This window comes from Pseudomonas sp. LFM046, from assembly GCF_000949385.2.
Classification (GTDB): Bacteria; Pseudomonadota; Gammaproteobacteria; order Pseudomonadales; family Pseudomonadaceae; genus Metapseudomonas.
On record NZ_JYKO02000001.1, the window covers coordinates 921,020 to 938,385 of the forward strand.

18 protein-coding genes are annotated in these 17,366 nt (G+C 65.2%); 11 read left to right on the forward strand and 7 right to left on the reverse strand.

Annotated features, from left to right (window positions below; translation table 11 throughout):
- Positions 1–93 precede the first annotated feature (93 nt).
- Entirely contained in the window at positions 94–732 is a 639-nt protein-coding gene (locus TQ98_RS04380; RefSeq protein WP_044872036.1) for a glutathione S-transferase family protein, read from the forward strand.
- The gene (locus TQ98_RS04385) at positions 729–1,670 is read left to right on the forward strand and encodes a Nudix family hydrolase (protein WP_044872035.1); all 942 of its coding nucleotides are present in this window, start codon (positions 729–731) and stop codon (positions 1,668–1,670) included. The genes TQ98_RS04380 and TQ98_RS04385 overlap by 4 nt, the downstream gene beginning before the upstream one ends.
- Before the next feature lie 75 nt (positions 1,671–1,745).
- On the opposite strand, the gene TQ98_RS04390 is transcribed toward TQ98_RS04385, so the two are convergent.
- Genes TQ98_RS04390 through TQ98_RS04405 form a run of 4 tightly spaced genes read right to left on the reverse strand, consistent with a single transcriptional unit; the run spans position 1,746 to position 6,258 of the window.
- Entirely contained in the window at positions 1,746–2,321 is a 576-nt protein-coding gene (locus TQ98_RS04390) for a cob(I)yrinic acid a,c-diamide adenosyltransferase (protein WP_044872034.1), read from the reverse strand.
- A 1-nt stretch (position 2,322) separates the two neighbouring features.
- Complete coding sequence (locus tag TQ98_RS04395; RefSeq protein WP_044872033.1) at positions 2,323–4,341, reverse strand: HAMP domain-containing sensor histidine kinase; 2,019 nt, start codon at positions 4,339–4,341, stop codon at positions 2,323–2,325.
- A 46-nt stretch (positions 4,342–4,387) separates the two neighbouring features.
- A complete protein-coding gene (locus tag TQ98_RS04400) occupies positions 4,388–5,299 on the reverse strand; it encodes a putative 2-dehydropantoate 2-reductase (protein ID WP_044872032.1) in 912 nt (303 codons plus the stop codon).
- Positions 5,296–6,258: a response regulator gene (locus TQ98_RS04405; protein ID WP_044872031.1), complete on the reverse strand. Its 963-nt coding sequence runs from the start codon at positions 6,256–6,258 to the stop codon at positions 5,296–5,298. Before TQ98_RS04405 ends, TQ98_RS04400 begins: the two co-directional genes overlap by 4 nt.
- Before the next feature lie 226 nt (positions 6,259–6,484).
- Between TQ98_RS04405 and TQ98_RS04410 the strand changes: the two genes are divergently transcribed.
- Together TQ98_RS04410 and TQ98_RS04415 are read left to right on the forward strand one after the other, a co-directional pair.
- A complete protein-coding gene (locus TQ98_RS04410) occupies positions 6,485–6,964 on the forward strand; it encodes a YajQ family cyclic di-GMP-binding protein (protein ID WP_044872030.1) in 480 nt (159 codons plus the stop codon).
- 116 nt (positions 6,965–7,080) lie between these two features.
- Positions 7,081–7,905: a mechanosensitive ion channel family protein gene (locus TQ98_RS04415; protein WP_044872029.1), complete on the forward strand. Its 825-nt coding sequence runs from the start codon at positions 7,081–7,083 to the stop codon at positions 7,903–7,905.
- Positions 7,906–7,960: 55 nt separating this feature from the next.
- On the opposite strand, the gene TQ98_RS04420 is transcribed toward TQ98_RS04415, so the two are convergent.
- A complete protein-coding gene (locus TQ98_RS04420) occupies positions 7,961–9,709 on the reverse strand; it encodes an AmpG family muropeptide MFS transporter (protein WP_044872028.1) in 1,749 nt (582 codons plus the stop codon).
- Between the two features lie 87 nt (positions 9,710–9,796).
- Positions 9,797–10,183: an MGMT family protein gene (locus tag TQ98_RS04425; protein WP_044872027.1), complete on the reverse strand. Its 387-nt coding sequence runs from the start codon at positions 10,181–10,183 to the stop codon at positions 9,797–9,799.
- A gap of 180 nt (positions 10,184–10,363) precedes the next feature.
- Here TQ98_RS04425 and TQ98_RS04430 point away from each other — a divergent pair, with 180 nt between their 5' ends.
- The 7 genes from TQ98_RS04430 to TQ98_RS04460 all read left to right on the forward strand — a co-directional run bounded on the left by TQ98_RS04430 (position 10,364) and on the right by TQ98_RS04460 (position 16,252).
- Positions 10,364–11,368 carry a DUF481 domain-containing protein gene (locus TQ98_RS04430; RefSeq protein ID WP_044872026.1) on the forward strand — a complete coding sequence of 335 codons (1,005 nt, stop codon included), beginning with the start codon at positions 10,364–10,366 and terminating at the stop codon, positions 11,366–11,368.
- A 148-nt stretch (positions 11,369–11,516) separates the two neighbouring features.
- On the forward strand, positions 11,517–12,473 hold the full coding sequence (locus TQ98_RS04435; protein WP_044872025.1) for an ornithine cyclodeaminase family protein: 957 nt from the start codon (positions 11,517–11,519) through the stop codon (positions 12,471–12,473).
- Positions 12,474–12,482: 9 nt separating this feature from the next.
- Positions 12,483–13,607, forward strand: coding sequence for an FAD-binding oxidoreductase (locus tag TQ98_RS04440; protein ID WP_044872024.1), 1,125 nt, complete (start codon positions 12,483–12,485; stop codon positions 13,605–13,607).
- Between the two features lie 80 nt (positions 13,608–13,687).
- Positions 13,688–14,320: a transcriptional regulator gene (locus tag TQ98_RS04445; protein WP_044872023.1), complete on the forward strand. Its 633-nt coding sequence runs from the start codon at positions 13,688–13,690 to the stop codon at positions 14,318–14,320.
- Between the two features lie 108 nt (positions 14,321–14,428).
- Positions 14,429–14,914, forward strand: coding sequence for a nuclear transport factor 2 family protein (locus TQ98_RS04450; protein WP_103102881.1), 486 nt, complete (start codon positions 14,429–14,431; stop codon positions 14,912–14,914).
- 48 nt (positions 14,915–14,962) lie between these two features.
- The gene (locus tag TQ98_RS04455) at positions 14,963–15,280 is read left to right on the forward strand and encodes a GIY-YIG nuclease family protein (protein ID WP_044872022.1); all 318 of its coding nucleotides are present in this window, start codon (positions 14,963–14,965) and stop codon (positions 15,278–15,280) included.
- 36 nt (positions 15,281–15,316) lie between these two features.
- Positions 15,317–16,252, forward strand: a complete 936-nt coding sequence (locus tag TQ98_RS04460) for a glutathione S-transferase family protein (protein ID WP_044872021.1) — start codon at positions 15,317–15,319, stop codon at positions 16,250–16,252.
- Between the two features lie 86 nt (positions 16,253–16,338).
- Here the strand turns inward: TQ98_RS04460 and yejK are convergent, their stop codons facing one another.
- Entirely contained in the window at positions 16,339–17,346 is a 1,008-nt protein-coding gene (yejK, locus tag TQ98_RS04465) for a nucleoid-associated protein YejK (RefSeq protein ID WP_044872020.1), read from the reverse strand.
- Positions 17,347–17,366 lie beyond the last annotated feature (20 nt).

Here is a 17,366-nt window from a genome sequence, read left to right on the forward strand (position 1 = left end):
TCATCCCCCGATGAAAATCGGGAATTTGCCAGGGGCGCGGGCAGCTTTCATGATCCAGCGACACCCTAGGGAACTGGAACAAAGGAGGAAGGCATGTCCCTGACACTGGTGATAGGCAACAAGAACTACTCGTCCTGGTCGCTGCGGGCCTGGTTGGCCATGGAACTGACCGGCTCACCGTATGACGAGGTACGAGTCCCCCTCTACCAGGCAGACAGCCACAAGCGCCTGTTGGCGTACTCGCCTACCGCCAAGGTCCCGGTGCTGAAGTCCGAAGACGGCACCATCTGGGATTCCCTGGCCATCGCCGAATACCTCGCCGAACGCTTCCCCGAAGCGCACCTGTGGCCGTTTGGCCAGGCGGCTCGCGCCATGGCCCGTGCGGTCTGTGCGGAAATGCACAGCGGCTTCGTGCCCCTGCGCAGCCACATGCCGATGGACATGCGGCGCAGCCAGCCGCTCTCCGAGGTGCCGGAGGAAGTGACCGAGGACATCCGCCGCATTTGCGCCATCTGGGCCGAATGCCGCTCGCGCTTCGGCCAGGATGGCCCCTATCTGTTCGGCCATGCCAGCATCGCCGACGCCTTCTATGCGCCGGTGGCCAGCCGCCTGCGCAGTTATGCCGTGGAGCTGCCGGAAGAGGCAGCAGCCTACGTCGAGACCATTTATCGGTGGCCGGCTTTCCAGCGCTGGTACCAGGCCGCCTTGCAGGAGACGGAGATCATCGAATGAAACGAGTGCATGTGGCTGCCGCAGTGATCCGTGGCGCCGACGGCCGGGTGCTGATCGCCAGGCGCCCGGACGACAAGCACCAGGGCGGCCTCTGGGAATTTCCCGGCGGCAAGGTGGAGGAGGGCGAGGCCGTGCAGGCCGCGCTCTCCCGTGAGCTGGAGGAGGAACTGGGCATTCGCGTGAGCGCCGCCCGGCCGCTGATCCAGGTCCACCACGACTACCCCGACAAGCAGGTGTTCCTGGATGTCTGGGAAGTCAGCGCCTTTACCGGCGTGCCCCACGGCGCCGAAGGCCAGCCCCTGGCCTGGGCGTCCTCCCGGGAGCTCGGTGGCTACGAATTTCCGGCCGCGAACAAGCCCATCGTAGCCGCTGCACGCCTGCCGGACCGCTACCTCATCACCCCCGACGATATCGAGCCCCAGGCGCTGCTGGCGGGCCTCAAGGCGGCGCTGGCCAGTGGCGTGCGGCTGGTGCAACTGCGGGCGCCAAAGATGTTCGATGCCCAATACCGTGACCTGGCGGTGGACGTCCAGGGCCTATGTGCGGGCAAGGCCCAATTGATGCTCAAGGGGCCGCTGGAGTGGCTGGGCGATTTCCCCGCCGCCGGCTGGCACCTGACGGCCGACCAGTTGCGCAAATACGCCCCCAATGGCCGCCCTTTCCCCCGGGAACGCTGGTTGGCCGCTTCCTGCCACAGCCTCGAGGAGTTGCAGCTGGCGGCGGCCATGGAAGTGGACTTCGTCAGCCTTTCGCCCGTGCAGGCCACCCAGACCCATCCCGAGGCCGAGCCCCTGGGCTGGGACCGCGCCACCGAGCTTCTCCAGGGCTTCAACCAACCCGTCTACCTGTTGGGCGGTGTCGGTCCCGCCGACCTGGAGCGTGCCTGGCAGGCCGGCGCCCAGGGTGTTGCGGGGATTCGGGCGTTCTGGCCCGCATGAGGGTAGGGCAGGCCTCCGGCCTGCTCAGCGATAGAAATCGCCCCCACAGGGCGATAAGGTCGGTGCAGGCGCGAGTCACCCCTTCTTCGCCGCCTCCCACAACACTTCCTCCACTCCCTGCCGACGTGCGATCAGTCGGGCGGCGACGAACAGCAGGTCGGAGAGGCGGTTGAGGTAGGCCAGCAGCTCGTCCCGCAGCGGCTCTTCCCGGTTCAGTGTCTGGGCGCGGCGTTCGGCGCTGCGGGCGAAGCTGCGGCACACATGGGCCTGCGCCACCAGGCGCGAGCCGCCGGGGAGGATGAAGTTCTTCAAGGGACCCAGCTCGTCATTCCAGCGGTCGATGGCCGTCTCCAGCCGCTCGATTTCCGGGCGATCCAGCACCTGGTATTCAGGCATCGCCAGTTCGCCGCCGAGGTCGAACAGACGGTGCTGGCAGGGCGCGAGCACCGAAATCACCTCGGCGAGCCCCGGCCAGCGCTCCTGACCCTCGGTCAGATCCGCCAACAGCAGTCCAAGCTGGCTGTTCAGGGTATCCACTTCGCCGATGGCCTCGATCCGAGGGTGGTCCTTGGGGACGCGGCGGTCGCTGGAGAGGCCGGTTTCGCCCTTGTCGCCGGTGCGGGTGTAGATCTTCGAGAGGCGGTTGCCCATTTCAGGTTCCTGCAGTCGTGGCACTGGAGGTCAGCGGCAGGCGCAGGGTGAAACAGGTGCCCTGGCCGGGCTTGGACTGCACTTCCATCTGGCCCTTGTGGTTGTTGGTGATGATGAAATACGAGACCGACAAGCCGAGCCCCGTGCCCTGGCCCACTTCCTTGGTGGTGAAGAAGGGCTCGAAGATACGTTTGCGCACGGTTTCCGGGATGCCCACGCCGTTGTCTTCCACCTGGATTTCCGCCCACGGCGGGCTCAGCCGGGTCCGCAGGGTGATGCGACCTTCCTCGTCATCCTCGCGCAGGTGGATGGCTTGGGCGGCGTTCTTCAGCAGGTTCAGCAGCACCTGCTCCAGTTCGTTGGCGGTACCGGGAACCGGGCCCAGCTCCGCGTCAAACTCGCGGACGACCTGCAGGCCCTTGAAGTCGAAACCCTCGGTGAGGTCGAAGTCGTTGCTTGCGATCTCCAGGGCCTGGTCGATCAGCACCGGCAACTGGCACGGCGCCAACTGGCGATTGCTGCGACGGCTGAAGGCGAGCATGTGGCTGACGATCTTCGCAGCGCGGGCGCCGGCCTGGTGGATGTCATCCAGCAGCTTGGGCACCTCGCGGGCGTTCAGGTACTGGTTCACCACTTCCAGGCTGATGCCGTTGATGGCGGCCTGTTCCTGGTTGCGATCGAGCTCCGGCGAGATGCGTCGACGAATGTTCTGCACGTTGTGCAGGATAGCGCCCAAGGGGTTGTTGATCTCGTGGGCCATGCCGGCTGCGAGGCCGCCCACCGAGAGCATCTTTTCCGACTGCACCATCAGTTCTTCCATGGACAGGCGCTGAGTGATGTCGTCGATGCGGATCACCACACCACGCCCGGTGCCGCCCATCAGCGGGTAGAAGGTCAGCGCGTAGTGGTGGACGTTTTCGCCCACGAGCCAACTGACCCGTTCGACTTTTTCCACCTTGTGCTTTTCGGCGGTCAGGCGGATCTGCGGCAGGAAGGGCTTGAGCGATGGGAAGGCCAGGAATACCGGCTGGTTGAGCGCATCGTCCATCGGGGTGCCGGAGAGGGCGCTGGCTTCCTGGTTCCACTGGGTGACGTAGAGCTGCTCGTCCAGGGCGATGAGCGCCGAGGGCATGGAGTCGATGATGCTGTTGAGGTAGTTCTGAAAGCCCGTGAGCTTTTTCTCGATCTTGCTGCGCACCTGCACTTCCAGCTCCAGCTTGCGGTTGGAGTGGCGGGTTTCCTCGGCCAGCTCGTGGGCCTGGTCGAAGGCGGCCTGGGCGTCGTCGCGGGCGCGCTTGAGCTGCTGTTCGCGGGCCTCGATGCGGCTGAGCATGGTGTTGAAGGCGTCGGCCAGGCTACCGATTTCGTCTCGATTGCCCCGTGGCGCGCGCAGTGAGTAGTTCTCCTCGCGGGTGACCTGGCGGGAAAGCTCCTCCAGACGGCGGATCGGGCGGGTGACCATGCGCTTGATCTGCCGCGCCACCAGCAACCAGAGCAGCACGCTGCAGGCAAGGATGGCCAGGCTCGCGGTCAGGGTGCCGGTGTAGAACACGCTGGGCAGCTCGCTGGACGCTATCAGCAGCAGGTGGCCGGGCTGCCGCCCGGGGACGGGCAGTTCCGCGAGGTGGGTGGTGCGGAATTCCCGCAGGCGCCAGTTGGAAATGTCGCTGGCCTTCAACGGCAGGTCGAGCGGCTCCCTACGCTGTAACTGGGCCAGCAGGTGGCCGTCGCTGTCGTAGAGGGCGGCGGCGCGCAGAGGCGTGTAACCCTCAAGGCGCTGCAGCATCTTCTTGCCGTTTTCTTCGGACGCCAGCGCGTCCGGGCCGAGGGACGAGGTGGCGAAAAGCCGGCCGAGGGTTTCCAGGCCCTGGGGGGCCACGCTTTCCTGGGAGATCCAGTAGGCGGCGCTGATGAAGGCCAGGTTGGCAATGAGCAGGACGGTGGCAAGCAGAACGAGCAGGGCGGCGAGCAGTTTGCGGCCGACCGACAGGTTCTCGAGGCGTTGACGCAGGCTGGTCAAGGGGGCAGATATCCGCGGCTGGGCTGAAAGGCAGGTTAGCGCGGGGTCAGGTGACGGGCAATCCACGCTGAAGCAGGTGGGCCTTGAGGCGTGTGTGCAGGCTCTCCAGGTGGGGCAGGTTGAGCCGGTGACGGGCTGCGGTGGCGCAGGCGTGGCCCAGCAGGTAGCTGATCTCGGTGCGCCGACCGTTGGCGACATCCTGGTACATGGAGGAGTAATTCGCCGCGGTGGCCTGGATCACCCGCAGCACCTCGTCGTGCAGGCCTTCGGCGGCGTCGGGCTGTCCGCAGCGCTGCAGCAGCTCGGCCAGTTCGGTGCATAGCACGCTGACCTCCGCCGGGTGCTCGGCGAGTCCGCCGTTGCGGCAGTCGTGCAACACGGTAAGGGGATTGATGGCGCAGTTCAGCGCCAGCTTGCGCCACAGCCGGGAGAGGATGTCCGGCGTCCAGCCGTGGGGGATTCCAGCCTGTTCCAGTTCCGCCAGCCAGGCCGGCGCTTCGGGGCGCAGCGGGTCGCCGAGCCAGGTGAACCCGTGGCCAGCGAATACCACCCGGAAGTCCCCGTCCCGAAAGGCCCCTTCGGTGCTGGAGGCGAGCACACAGCGCGCATGAGGCAGCTTCAGGGCCACGGCGTCCTGGCTGCCCAGCCCGTTCTGCAGCAGGACCAGTTCGGCGCCGGGGGCCAGGCGCGGCAGCAGGGGCTGGACGGCGGCTTCTGCGTCGTAGGCCTTGCAGGCCACCAGCAGGCGGCTGATGGGGCTGGTGCTGCTGGGCAATTCGGCGGGAATGGCATACTGCCGCGCCTCGCCCTGTTCCACCAGGGTCAGGCCACCGCCTGCTTCATAGGTCTTGAGCCGGGCGCGGTCACGCAGGACCAGGCGCACGGGCAGGCCTGCGCGGGTCAGGCGGGCAGCCCAGAGGCTGCCAAGGCTGCCGGCGCCGAGGATATGCCAGGTCATGGCTGGGGCAGGCGCAGGGCCGTCACTCGGCCGCTGGCGTAGGCCTCTGGGAGCATGGCGGAGGCCTTCTCCAGCAACTCTTCGACATCCAGGGGCAGGGCTTTGGTATCCAGGCCCACCAAGGCGATGCCGGCCTTGAGGGTGATAAAGCCTTCACTGGTCTTGAAGGCCTTCAGGTTCAGGCCTTCATGGAGGCGGCGGAAGCTGCTCGGCGAGCATTCGTGAAGGTCGTCGAGCAGGGTGATCAGGCCGAACTGGTTGTCGTCCAGGCGGGTCAGCACATCCAGCGGACGCACCAGTTGCTGCAGGCGCCGTGCGACGCCGTGCAACAGCTCATTGAAGAAGGTTTCGCCGTACTGCTGGCGCAGCTGCGGAGCATCCAGCAAGCCAATCTGCAAGTAGCACAGGGCGCCGCCGCGGGACTCCACCTGGCGCAGGCTGTCGGCCAGCTTCTGCCGCAGGTAGCGCGGGTTGCCGAGGCCGGTGAGGGAGTCCACCAGGTTGCGTTGTTCCAGGGCTGCGATGTTCTGGGTAAGCAGGCGGTTCTCCTGCAGCAGGCGATGCAGGGTGTTGCACAGACGGTCCGCGGCGAAGATCCGGGGCACCAGCTGTTCGCTCATCTCCGCCTTGCTGATGAAGTCGTCCACACCCCGGTCGAAGGCCTCGCTCAGGACATTGTCGCCCTCCTTGCCGGTCAGCAGGATGATGTAGCTGTAGTGATCGGTCATCTCATCCAGCTGGCGCACCCGCGCGGTCAATTCCAGGCCATCGATCTCCGGCATCAGCCAGTCGGCGAGGATGACGTTGGCCGGCTTGTGTTCCAACAGGTTCAGGGCTTCGCTGGCGCTGCTGGCGAAGCGCACGTCCTGGTACCCCGCCTGGCTCAAGGTGCGGCCGATCATGGCGCTGGAGAACTTCGCATCGTCCACCACCAGGATACTGAGATAAGGATTGGGCATTTGGCAGGCTCGCAAGGGGGGTGGGACAGCGGGATATGGCGTAATGATATCAAGCCTCGTTCAGGTTGCCTTGTCGCCCTACCGTTCTGCCGGTTACGGACTGCTGGGGACGGCCCCCATAAAAGGTGGCTTGTCGCTCGGTTATAATGGGTGCGCATTTTTAACCGTCAAGCCAGGCGCTCTCATATCCGTGATGCAGATCGCGCCTTCTATCTGGAGGAATCCCATGCCCTCGTTCGACGTGGTGTCCGAACTGGACAAGCACGAAGTCACCAACGCCGTCGACAACGCCATCAAGGAGCTCGATCGCCGCTACGACCTGCGCGGCAAGGGCACTTTCGAGTTCAAGGAGCTGACGGTCACCCTCACGGCCGAAGCCGACTTCCAGCTGGAGCAGATGCTGGAAATCCTCAAGCTGGCCCTGGTCAAGCGCAAGATCGATGTCCAGTGCCTGGAGATCAAGGATTCCTACGCGTCCGGCAAGGTCGTGAAACAGGAAGCCGTACTGCGCGAAGGCATCGACAAGGAACTGGCGAAAAAGATCGTCGCGCACATCAAGGAAAGCAAACTGAAGGTCCAGGCCGCCATCCAGGGCGAGCAGGTCCGCGTGACCGGCAAGAAGCGTGACGACCTCCAGGAAGCCATCGCTGCCCTGCGCGCCAAGGAGTTCGGCATGCCCCTGCAGTTCAACAACTTCCGCGACTGAGCGGAACCTTCGCGACCGATTCGCGTCGCAACCCTGTGTTCGTTTGAACCTTTGCCGCCATGGTTTGTCCATGGCGGCCTGGTTTTGCATTGCTGACAATAGCGCGGGAGAACCCCATGGAAATGAACGTCGACCAGTTGGTGAAAGTATCCGAGGCCTGGTTGCCCATTGTGCTTGAGTACAGCGGCAAGCTGGCGCTGGCCCTGATCACCCTGCTGGTGGGCTGGTGGCTGATCAATCTGCTGACCGGCAAGGTCGGCGCCCTGATGCAGCATCGCCGGGTCGACCGCACCCTGCAGGGCTTCATCGGCAGCCTGGCCAACATCATTCTGAAGATTCTGCTGCTGGTCAGCGTGGCGTCGATGATCGGCATCGAAACCACCTCCTTCGTCGCCGCCATCGGTGCCGCCGGCCTCGCGATCGGCCTGGCGCTGCAGGGCAGTCTGGCGAATTTCGCCGGCGGTGTGCTGATCCTGCTGTTCCGCCCCTTCAAGGTCGGTGATTTCATCGAGGCCCAGGGCGTGTCCGGGACCGTCGACCATATCCAGATCTTCCACACCGTGCTGCGCACCGGTGACAACAAGACCGTGATCGTGCCCAACGGCAGCCTGTCCAACGGCATCATCACCAACTACTCGAAGCAGGAGACCCGCCAGGTGCTCTACGACGTGAAGGTGGACTACTCCTCCGACCTGTCGAAGGCTCGCGACGTGTTGCTCAAGCTGGCCCGTGACCCCCGTGTGCAGCGGGAGCCGGAACCGGTAGTGGTGGTATCCGCCCTGGGCGATAGCTCCATCAATCTGTCCCTGCGCCTCTGGACGTCCAATGCGGACTACTGGGGCGTGATCTTCATGCTCAACGAGAACGTGCGCGACAGCCTGCGCGCCGCCGGTGTCGAACTGGCGCAGCCGCCGCGCATGGTCCAGGTGGTGCCGGGCTGAGGTTCGGCGGGCAAGAAAAAGGCCGGCAATTGCCGGCCTTTTTCATGTCTGCGGATCAGGGTTGCTCGGTAGACCCGGGAGCATGAGGAGCCTGCGGGGCGTCGGGGGAACCATTCTCCTTCGGCTGCCGGCGGTCGCGGCCCCACTGGATGACGATCAGCACCAGGGTGGGAATGCCCAGCAAGGCGGTGACCATGAAGAAGCTGTGGTATCCCAGGCTTTCCACCATCACGCCCGAGTAGCCACCGATCAGGCGCGGCAGCAGCAGCATGATCGAACTGAGCAGGGCGTACTGGGTGGCGGAGAACTTCAGGTTGGTCAGGCTCGACAGGTAGGCGACGAATGCCGAGGTGGCCAGGCCCGCACTGAAGTTGTCGCAGGAAATGGTCAGGATCAGCATGTTCAGGTGCGGGCCCATGTCGCTCAGGGCCACGAACATCAGGTTGGTGGCCGCCGAGCTGAGGCCGCCGATGAAGAGGATCGGCAGGATGCCGAAGCGCACGATGAGCAGGCCACCGGCGGCCGCGCCGAGTAGCGTCATCACCAGGCCGAAGAGCTTGCTGACGCTGGCGATCTGCTCCTTGGTAAAGCCCTGGTCGATGTAGAAGACGTTGGCCATTACGCCCATCACCGTGTCGGACATCCGATAGGTGGCGATCAACCCGAGCAGCAGCAGGGCCTGCCAGCGGTAGCGCTGGACGAACTCGCTGATGGGGGTCAGGACCGGCGCCATCAGCAGGCGGCCGGCGGCGGAGAAGCAGGCCAGGGTGATCAGCAGGAACATCGTCCCGCGAGGCCAGGCGCCGGTAGAGAACGCCTTCGCCGCGGCAGCGATGGTCACCAGGATGACGATCAATACGATGATCGACACCGTCTGGTGGACGAAGTCGAAGTTGGGCATCACCTTGCCCCGTGCAGCCACCAGCAACTGGCGGCGTTGCTGGCTGAGCAGATCGCGCACCGGCAGGATCTGGCGCATGCCCCAGGGCGACAGGCAAGTGATCAGGAAGATCGCGTAGAGCGCGGCGCGGGGCCAGGCGCGGTCCAGCATGCCGGTGATCATCGCCGGCAGGGAGATCAGCATCACCAGCAGGATCAGCACCGACGACAGCTGATGCTTGAGCTTGAAGCGCGAGGGGTTGCCCTGGGTCGGAAGGTCCACCAGCGGCTCGCGCATCCACAGGCTGGTGATCAGCCCCGGCAGCATCAGCAGCGCGAACAGCAGGTAGGTCCCGGCCCAGGCGCCATATTCATAGACCGTGACGCTGGAGCCGAACCATTCGGCAAAGTAGAGCGCGCCAGCAGTGGCCAGCAGCGCCGAGACCCGATAACCGGTCATGTAACTCGCGGCCAGGGCGGCCTGGCGGCTGTCTTCGGCGATTTCCAGGCGGTAGGCGTCGATGGCGATGTCCTGGGTGGCGGATGCAAAGGCCACCAGCACCGCCAGGGCGATCAGCCAGGTGAGGTTGGTTTGGGGGTCACACAACGCCATCCCCACCAGCCCGAGTCCCACCAGTGCCTGGGAAAGCACCAGCCAGGAACGGCGGCGACCGAGACGGCCCAGCAGTGGCAGGCGCCATTGGTCGAGCAGCGGCGACCAGATCCATTTGAAGGCGTAGGCCAGGCCGATCAGGCTGGCGAAGCCGATGGTTTCGCGGGATACCCCGGCCTCGCGAAGCCAGACGGAAAGGGTGGAAAACACCAGCATGTACGGCAGGCCGGCGGCGAAGCCCAGCAACAGCAGAGAAAGGGTGGCCGGCGTGGCATAGGCGGCGATGGCTTCGCGCCAGGAACGATGGGACATTAGCGGTGCGGTCCGAAAGGCGTAGGGCTGGGCATGAGGCGGCTCACGGCGTCCAGGATGGGGGCTGAAGACAAGGCAGCGCGCACTCTAACCCTTGGGCGGCATGGGATGCCAGCCGTGCCGACGCATGTCCACCCGATCGTTCTGGATACTGACACCTTCGGCTCGCAAACGTGCCCGCTGCTCGTTGCCGGAAGGCGTGCCCACCGCCAGGCTGAAGCGTCCGCCGGCCCCGAGCACCCGGTGCCAGGGCAGTTGGGTGCCTGCCGGCAATTGGCTCAGGGTCCGCCCGACCCAGCGTGCGGCGCGACCCAGGCCGGCCAATTCCGCCAACTGACCATAAGTGACCACCTTGCCTTCCGGAACCTGGCCCAGGGTCAGGTACAGCGCCTCGCGCCGACGTTCCGCGCTGGCTGTCGGCAAGTCCGCCCACGCTTGCTCAGGCACCTCTTTGCTCTTCTTTCTACCGACCATGCTGCTCCCTAGCCTTAGTACATTCGCGACAGCCAGCATAGTCGCACCGTCACGGCGGCAGGGCACGCTCATCGATTTTCCGGAACTCGACGGGAGCTGGTCGGTCAGTCCTTGCTCTGCTGTCGGTCATAGGGATAATGCCCGGCTTTTTTTGAGATCCAGAACCAAAGAAGCCGTTTTATGTTGTCCAGATCCATGTTTTGCCTGGCGCTCGCCGCCGCTTCCACCGCCACCTTCGCCGACACCGTCTGGATGAAGAATGGCGACCGACTCACCGGCACCATCCGCGTCTTCGATGGCGGCAAGCTTGTGCTGCAAACCGAATACGGCGGCACCATCCCGCTGGACTGGAAGAAGGTCGCCACCCTGGAAAGCGACCGCGAGCTGCTGATCAAACAGGGGGATCTCGACGGCGAGCGTGCCAAGTCCCTGCACCGGTCCGAGGATGGCAAGGTGATCCTTGCCAATGGTGAGGCGCCCAAGGAAGTGGAGCTGGCCAGTATCGAGCAGATCATGAAGCCCAAGCCCCTGGTGGAGGACCTGACCTGGAGCGGCAACGTCGACCTCTCCCTGGACTACAAGCGCGCCGAGTCGGACACCGACGACTACGAAGTCGACTTCAAGACCAAGGCCCGCCACGGTCGCTGGCGCCACAACGCCTCGGGCGAGTTCAACCGCGAATTCACCGATGACGAGAAGACCACGGACAACTGGGAAACCGAGTACGCGCTCGATCGCTTCATCACCGACAAGTTCTTCTGGCAGGGCCGTGGTGAGTACAAGCGCGACAAGATCGAGGATCTCGAACGCCAGCGCACCCTGGGTACCGGCCCCGGCTACCAGTTCTGGGATGACGAACTGGGGGCCTTCTCCCTCGCCGCCCTGGTCAACCGCAGCGATTACCAGTTCGCCAGCGGCGAAGAGGAAAACTTCTACGCCGTCAGTACGAAGTGGGACTACAACCGCTACCTGGTGGGCAAGACCGTGGAGCTCTTCACCAGCGGCGAAGTCGGCCGTCCCCTGGACAACACCGCCGACTACGCGCTGGATGCCGAAGCGGGCCTGCGCTACAAGCTGACCGACTGGGCCTCCCTCAACGTGAAGGCGGAGAAGGACCAGGTCGCCGGCGCCAAGGACGAACTCGACGAGACCCGCTACACCGTGGGCTTCGGCGTGGGCTGGTAAACCTCTTCGCTCCCGCAATGGTGGACGCCGCAACGCGGCCTTACACCCAGGCGCCATTCCCGTACATCGTCGTCGCATTCCCCTTGCTGATAAAGACTTTAAAGTCCAGTATGGACAAATAGTTTATATCCGCTTTGGGAGCGTCCCCATGTCCAGCACCCCGCCCCTCGTCCTTCAGCAAGCCGAAAGCCGTCGTCTCCTCCAGCAGGTCGACGTGCACCAGGCCATGCGCAGCATGTTCCTGGACCTCGCCGCCGGCGAAGCCATCCAGCCGGCCCAGCAACTGGTGGAGTTCCCCAATGCCGCCGGTGACTTCATCAACTACCTGGGTGTGCTGGCCAAGGAGAAGGTCTACGGGGTCAAGACCTCGCCCTATATCAAGAAGCCCGAGGGCGCCCTGGTCACCGCCTGGACCCTGCTGATGTCCATGGAAACCGGCCAGCCCTTGCTGCTCTGCGATGCCGGCGAGCTGACCACCGCGCGCACCGCCGCCACCACCGCGGTGGCGGTGGACACCCTGGCCCCCGAAGGGGCGCGCCGCCTCGCGGTGATCGGCAGCGGTCCGGTGGCCCGCGCGCACCTGCACTACGTAAAGGGGCTGCGTGACTGGCAGCGCATCGCTGTGTTCTCGCCGGCTTTGGCCGGGGATGCCGAGGTGCGGGCGCAGTTGCTCGCCCAGGACCCGCGCGTGGATATCTGCACCAGCCTTGAAGCGGCCGTGGCCGATGCCGACGTGGTGATGCTCTGCACCTCTTCCGCCGGGCCGGTGTTGGACCCGCGCAGTCTGGCCAAGCCCGCCCTGATCACGTCCATCAGCACCAACGCCCCGCGCGCCCACGAAGTACCGCCGGAGACCTTGGGCGAAATGGAGGTGTACTGCGATTACCGCGCCACCACGCCGGGCTCTGCCGGCGAAATGCTGCTGGCCGCCGAGCGCCACGGCTGGAGCCGCGAAGCCATCCGTGGCGACCTGCCGGATCTGGTCAGCGGCAAGGTGCCACGGCCTGACTACCGCCGCCCGGTATTCTTCCGCTCCATCGGCCTCGGCCTCGAGGACATGGCCCTGGCCAACGCCCTCTATCATCTTCAGCGCTCGGGCCAGTGAGGTGACCCCATGAACCAGGCCGACTTCATCATCATCGGTGCCGGCATCGCCGGCGCTTCCACCGGCTTCTGGCTGTCTCGCCACGGTCGGGTGCTGGTCCTGGAGCGCGAGGAACACGCCGGCTATCACTCCACCGGCCGTTCCGCCGCGCTCTATACGGTGGCCTACGGCACGCCGCAGGTCCGCGCCCTGACCGCCGCCAGCCGCGCCTTCTTCGACGCACCGCCGGAAGGCTTCAGCGAACACCCCCTGCTCACGCCCCGTGGCGAAATGGTGGTGGACTTCACCGGCGATCCCGACGAGCTGAAGCGCCAGTTCGACAGCGCCCTGGAAAACGTCGCCGAAATGCAAATGCTCACCCCGGACGAGGCCTGCGCGCTGGTGCCGGTGCTGCGCCGGGACAAGGTACAGGGCGCCATGCTCGACCCCAGCGCCGCCGATATCGACACCGATGCCCTGCACCAGGGCTACCTGCGCGGCATCCGTCGCAACGGCGGGGAGATACGGCACAGCTGCGAAGTGACGGGCGTCCAGCGCCAGGACGAGCAATGGCGGGTCAGCACCAGTCAGGGAGACTTCCAGGCACCGGTCCTGATCAACGCCGCTGGCGCCTGGTGCGACCAGCTGGCGCAACTCGCCGGCGTCCAGCCCCTGGGCTTGCAGCCCAAGCGCCGCGCCGCCTTCATCTTCGCGCCGCCGGAGGGGATGGATGCTCACAAGTGGCCGGCCCTGGTGAGCCTGGACGAATCCTTCTACTTCAAGCCCGACGCCGGCATGTTGCTGGGCTCACCGGCCAACGCCGACCCGGTGGCCCCCCATGACGTGCAGCCCGAAGAGCTGGATATCGCCCTCGGCATCTACCAGATCGAGGAACACACCACCATGAGCATTCGCCGCCCCGCGCGGGTGTGGGCCGGTCTGCGTTCCTTCTTCCCGGATGGCGACCTGGTGTCGGGTTACGACCCGCGCACGCCGGCTTTCTACTGGGTAGCGGGGCAGGGCGGCTATGGCATCCAGACCTCCGCCGCCATGGGCGAGGCCAGCGCTTGCCTGATCCTGCGCCAGCCGCTGCCGGAGCACCTGACCCGCTTCGGCCTCAGCGAGGCCCTGCTGTCCCCTGCGCGGCTGGGGTGACGGCGCAGGCGCTTTGCGCCACACTCGCGTCGCCGGGCCCCGCGTCCGGCGCCGATCTACCCGCTCCAGGAGCCGCCTCCATGACCCCCCGCCCCGATTCCTCGCTGGACAACTACCGGGCCATCGCCGATGCCATCGCCACGTTGTTCTTCCCCCATGCCGAGGTGGTGCTCCACGACTTGCGCACGCAGAAGATCGACTACATCGCCAACAACATCTCCAAACGCTGCGTCGGCGACGACGCGGCCCTGGAAGACATGCTCAGCGAAGAGGTGGACGAGCGGAACATCGGTCCCTACGAGAAGCTCAACTGGGACGGCCAGAAAATCCGCTCCGTGAGCACCGTGCTGCGTGACGGCCAGGGGGCGCCCCTCGCCGTGCTCTGCATCAACCTGAACATCTCCATGTTCGAAGCGGCCAAGGCGGCCCTGGACCTCTTCCTCTCCTCCAGCAAGCTCATTCCCCAGCCCGACGCTCTGTTCCGCGACGACTGGCAGGAACGCATCAACACCTTCCTGCACAACTGGCTGCGCCAGCGTCAGTTGGGCCTCAACCTGCTCACCCGCGATCACAAGCGCGAACTGGTCCTGGCCCTGCACGCCGAAGGCGCCTTCAAGGGCAAAAGCGCGGCGAACTACGTGGCCAACGTCCTCAACATGGGCCGCGCCACCGTCTACAAGCACCTCAAGGAGCTGAAGGAAGAGACGGTGTAGCCGGGCCCATCGTTGCGGTGGCGAATGCATTCGCCAGGTCGATGGGGCTGGAGCAACCGGCCTGACCAGGTCAATACTTTCGCTCTGACCTTCGAGCCGGAGCTGCCCATGGCCCACCCCAACGCCGAACTCATCACCCGCTTCTACCAGGCCTTCCAGCGCCTCGATGCCGAGACCATGGCGTCCTGCTACAGCCCCGACGTGCACTTCAGTGATCCGGTCTTCACCGACCTCAATGGCGCGGAGGCCGCCGACATGTGGCGCATGCTCGCCAGCCGCGCCCAGCAGTTCAGCCTGACCTTCGACGGTGTCGAAGCCGATGACCTCACCGGCCGCGCCAACTGGGTGGCCACCTACCTGTTCAGCCAGACCGGACGCATGGTGGAAAACCGCATCCAGGCGCGCTTTCTCTTCTCCGACGGCAAGATCATCGAGCACCACGACAGCTTCGATCTCTGGCGTTGGGCGCGCCAGGCCCTGGGCGGCAAGGGACTGTTGCTGGGCTGGTTGCCTGCGGTGCAGAACGCCATCCGCAAGCAGGCCGCGAAAGGCCTGGCTGCCTACCGGGCCGGCGCATTGAAAGACTTGTCCTGATAGGCGTCGACATTGCCTAATGCGGCGGCTTTCCATCAGGACCCCGCAATGCCCGAATCCGTTGAAGCCACGCCCGCCGCCAAGCCCTGGTTCGTCTATCTGGTACGTGCCGAAAACGGCGCCCTCTATTGCGGCATCAGCGACGATCCGCAGCGGCGCTTCGCCCAGCACCAGAGCGGCAAGGGCGCACGCTTCTTTCATTCCAGCCCGGCCCAGGCGCTGGTGTTCGTCGAGGCCTGCGCCGACAAGGGCGAGGCCCTGCGCCGGGAAATCGCCATCAAGCGCATGAAGAAGGTGGCCAAAGAGGCGCTGATACAAGCCTGGGAGTGCGCTGAAAAGATGGGCCTGGCCGAAGGGGCAGGCTAAGCTCCGACCTCATTCCAATCGCAGCGGAGCCCTGCCATGTCCGAACTCATCCTCCACCACTACGAGCCTTCGCCCTTCGCCAAGAAGGCGCGGCTGATGCTCGGCTACAAGCAGCTGTCGTGGCGCTCGGTGGATATTCCCCGGATCATGCCCAAGCCCGACCTGATGGCGCTGACCGGCGGCTACCGCAAGACGCCGGTGTTGCAAGTCGGGGCCGATATCTACTGCGACACCGCACTGATCGCCCGTCGCCTGGAGGCGGAAAAGGCCAGTCCGGCGCTGTTCCCGGAAGGCCAGGAGTTCAACGTCGCCAGCTTCGCCCAGTGGGTGGATTCGGTGATCTTCCAGCATGCCGTGACCCTGGTGTTCCAGCCCGAATCCATCGCCGTGCGCATGGGCCAACTGCCGCCCGCCGCGCAACAGGCCTTCCTCGCCGACCGTGCCAAGCTGTTCTCCGGCGGCAGCACCACCCGCTTGCCGGTGGAGCAGGCCCGCAGCAACTGGCCGGTGCTGATGGGACGACTCCAGCAGCAGCTGGAGCGCAGCGAAGGCGACTTCCTCTTCGGCGAACCATCGGTGGCTGACTTCTCCCTGGCCCACTGCTGCTGGTTCCTCAAGGCCACCCAGGTAACCGCACCGCTGGTGGACGACTACCCGGACGTGGCGGCCTGGTTTGGCCGTGTGCTGGGATTCGGCGAGGGGGCTTCCAGCCCGCTGTCCGCCTCAGAGGCCATTGAAATCGCCCGCAATGCCAGCCCGGCGGCATTGCCCAGCGAGGACTTCCGCGACCCCAATGGCTTCGTCCCCGGCCAGAAGGTGCAGGTTGCGGCCACTGACTACGGCGTCGATCTGGTGGAGGGTGAACTGCTGTTCGCCGGCCGTGAGGAGATCATCCTGCGCCGTGAGGACGAGCGCGCCGGGGTGGTGCATGTGCACTTCCCGCGCCTGGGGTTCCGCATCGAGGGGCTCTGATTCCGGGCGGACGGTTCTCTTGTAGGGGCGAATTCATTCGCCCCTACAGGAAAAGCAAAGCCCGGCATTGCCGGGCTTTGTCGTCGTCAGTCCTTGCGCCGTTTCAACTGGTCCTTCAACTGGGTCGGCAGCTGGCGAATGATCAGCATGTCGCGGCCTTCGTCGTACTCGACCTTCGATCCCAGCAGATGAGCCTCGAAGCTGATGGACAGGCCTTCGGCGCGGCCGGTGAAACGCTGGAACTGGTTCAGCGTGCGCTTGTCCGGCGGAATCTCCGGGGACAGGCCGTAATCCTTGTTACGGATGTGCTCATAGAAGGCGCGCGGGCGGTCTTCGTCGATCAACCCTGACAGCTCGTCGAGGGTGATGGGCTCGCCCAGTTTGGCCTGGGTGCTGGCGTAGTCCACCAGGGTCTTGGTCTTCTCGCGCGCCTGCTCTTCGGCCAGGTCCTCCGCCTCGACGAAGTCACTGAAGGCTTTCAGCAGGGTGCGGGTCTCGCTGGGCGGGTCGACGCCTTCCTGGCAGCCGATGAAGTCGCGGAAGTAGTCCGACACCTTCTTGCCGTTCTTGCCCTTGATGAACGAGATGTACTGCTTGGACTGCTGGTTGTTCTTCCACTCGGAGAGGTTGATCCGCGCCGCCAGGTGCAACTGGCCCAGGTCGAGGTGCTTGGCTGGCGCGACCTCCAGGGAGTCGGTCACGGCAACGCCTTCGCTGTGGTGCAGCAGGGCGATGGCCAGGTAGTCGGTCATGCCCTGCTGGTAGTGGGCGAAGAGCACATGGCCGCCGGTGGAGAGGTTGGATTCCTCCATCAGCTTCTGCAGGTGCTCGACGGCCTGTCGGCTGAAGGCGGTGAAGTCACGGGCCTCGTCCTGGTATTCCTTCAGCCAGCCGCTGAAGGGGTAGGCGCCGGACTCGTCGTGGAAAAAGCCCCACGCCTTGCCCTGCTTGGCGTTGTAGCTCTCGTTGAGGTCGGCCAGCAGGTTTTCCATGGCCTGGGACTCGCCCAGTACGCTGTCCCGGGCGTGCAGCACGGCAGCGCTGCCATCGGGCTTCTTGTCGATGAAGTGGACGATGCAGTGGCGGATGGGCATGGGCGTTCGCTCTCTGGGGC

Coding starts and splice junctions, on each gene's coding strand:
- TQ98_RS04380 (WP_044872036.1), top strand. CDS start 94: ATGTCCCTGACACTGGTGATAGGCAACAAGAACTACTCGTCCTGGTCG.
- TQ98_RS04385 (WP_044872035.1), top strand. CDS start 729: ATGAAACGAGTGCATGTGGCTGCCGCAGTGATCCGTGGCGCCGACGGC.
- TQ98_RS04390 (WP_044872034.1), bottom strand. CDS start 2,321: ATGGGCAACCGCCTCTCGAAGATCTACACCCGCACCGGCGACAAGGGC.
- TQ98_RS04400 (WP_044872032.1), bottom strand. CDS start 5,299: ATGACCTGGCATATCCTCGGCGCCGGCAGCCTTGGCAGCCTCTGGGCT.
- TQ98_RS04405 (WP_044872031.1), bottom strand. CDS start 6,258: ATGCCCAATCCTTATCTCAGTATCCTGGTGGTGGACGATGCGAAGTTC.
- TQ98_RS04410 (WP_044872030.1), top strand. CDS start 6,485: ATGCCCTCGTTCGACGTGGTGTCCGAACTGGACAAGCACGAAGTCACC.
- TQ98_RS04415 (WP_044872029.1), top strand. CDS start 7,081: ATGGAAATGAACGTCGACCAGTTGGTGAAAGTATCCGAGGCCTGGTTG.
- TQ98_RS04420 (WP_044872028.1), bottom strand. CDS start 9,709: ATGTCCCATCGTTCCTGGCGCGAAGCCATCGCCGCCTATGCCACGCCG.
- TQ98_RS04425 (WP_044872027.1), bottom strand. CDS start 10,183: ATGGTCGGTAGAAAGAAGAGCAAAGAGGTGCCTGAGCAAGCGTGGGCG.
- TQ98_RS04430 (WP_044872026.1), top strand. CDS start 10,364: ATGTTGTCCAGATCCATGTTTTGCCTGGCGCTCGCCGCCGCTTCCACC.
- TQ98_RS04435 (WP_044872025.1), top strand. CDS start 11,517: ATGTCCAGCACCCCGCCCCTCGTCCTTCAGCAAGCCGAAAGCCGTCGT.
- TQ98_RS04440 (WP_044872024.1), top strand. CDS start 12,483: ATGAACCAGGCCGACTTCATCATCATCGGTGCCGGCATCGCCGGCGCT.
- TQ98_RS04445 (WP_044872023.1), top strand. CDS start 13,688: ATGACCCCCCGCCCCGATTCCTCGCTGGACAACTACCGGGCCATCGCC.
- TQ98_RS04450 (WP_103102881.1), top strand. CDS start 14,429: ATGGCCCACCCCAACGCCGAACTCATCACCCGCTTCTACCAGGCCTTC.
- TQ98_RS04455 (WP_044872022.1), top strand. CDS start 14,963: ATGCCCGAATCCGTTGAAGCCACGCCCGCCGCCAAGCCCTGGTTCGTC.
- TQ98_RS04460 (WP_044872021.1), top strand. CDS start 15,317: ATGTCCGAACTCATCCTCCACCACTACGAGCCTTCGCCCTTCGCCAAG.
- yejK (WP_044872020.1), bottom strand. CDS start 17,346: ATGCCCATCCGCCACTGCATCGTCCACTTCATCGACAAGAAGCCCGAT.